Annotated in this window: 1 protein-coding gene; it reads left to right on the forward strand. The window is 65.8% G+C overall.

Annotation, left to right across the window (positions count from 1 at the left end; all coding sequences use genetic code 11):
• The first annotated feature begins 174 nt into the window (after positions 1 to 174).
• Entirely contained in the window at positions 175 to 1,221 is a 1,047-nt protein-coding gene (locus tag ACIA5A_RS30905) for an IS630 family transposase (RefSeq protein WP_396768319.1), read from the forward strand.
• Positions 1,222 to 1,232: the final 11 nt, after the last annotated feature.

A 1,232-nucleotide genomic window follows, 5' to 3' on the forward strand; every position in this document is an offset into this window, starting at 1 on the left:
CTAGTGCCGCGACAGGGAATGTTTGCCTCGTGACGACGCGCCGTGCGGGTGCTGGTCCGGGTGGTGCGGTGTCGCCAGGCTGTCCGGGTGGCAGAACGGGTTCGTGTACGAGAAGTCGATGACGACGAGGGGCAGCGGCTGCGGCGGATCATTCGTAGAGGCACCGGTTCGGTGGTGACCTGGCGGCGAGCGCAGATGGTGCTGCTGTCCGCGCAGGGCATGTCGGTGCCGAAGATCGCGGAGGTGACGTTCACCAGCGCGGATCGGGTCCGGGATGTGATCCACAATTTCAACGCCGACGGCTTCGACTCGCTCTACCCGAAGTACAAGGGCGGCCGGCCGAGAACGTTCACGCTGCCGGAGCGGCGCGAGATCAAGAAGATCACCAAGTCCAAGCCGGCCGAGCATGGCCTGCCGTTCTCGACCTGGAGCCTGGCCAAGCTGGCCGATTTCCTGGTCGCTGAGGGGGTGGTCGACGACATCAGCCACGAGGGCCTACGGGTCCTGCTCCGCGAGGAGGGCGTGTCATTTCAACGGGTGAAGACCTGGAAGACCTCCCGCGACCCGGACTACCCGGCCAAGAAGGCCCGCGTCGAGCACCTCTACGCGATCGCTGACGGCGAGGTCATACCCGAGGACGACGAGCCCGAAGTCGTGTTCTGCCTGGACGAGTTCGGTCCCTTGAATCTCCAACCTCATCCCGGGCGGCAGTGGGCCGAACGCGGCGGACGACACAAGGACCCTGACCGGGAACCCCGGGCACGCCGGCGGGCGACCTACACCCGACCGCACGGGATCAGGCACCTGTTCGCCGCCTACGATCTCGGCAAGGACCAGCTCTACGGCCACATCAAGCCGACGAAGACCCGCACCCGTTTCCTGGAGTTCTGCCGATACCTGCGCAGCCTGCACCCGCCGCAGACCCGGATCGCGATCGTGCTCGACAACTACTCCCCGCACCTGAGCACGAAGAAGGACACCCGGGTCGGCGACTGGGCCGCGGCCAACAATGTCGAGTTCGCCTACACCCCGACCAACAGTTCCTGGCTCAACCGCATCGAGGCCCAGTTCACCGCTCTGCGCTACTTCACCCTCGACGGCACCGACCACGCCAGCCACCGGCAGCAGGGCAGCATGATCCGCCGCTACATCATCTGGCGGAACAAGAACGCCTCCGACGAACGCCTACGCGAGGTAGTCGACAGGGCGAACGTTGCCTGATGCGGCACTAG

Source organism: Micromonospora sp. NPDC051300, from assembly GCF_044455315.1.
Taxonomy (GTDB): Bacteria; Actinomycetota; Actinomycetes; order Mycobacteriales; family Micromonosporaceae; genus Micromonospora; species Micromonospora robiginosa.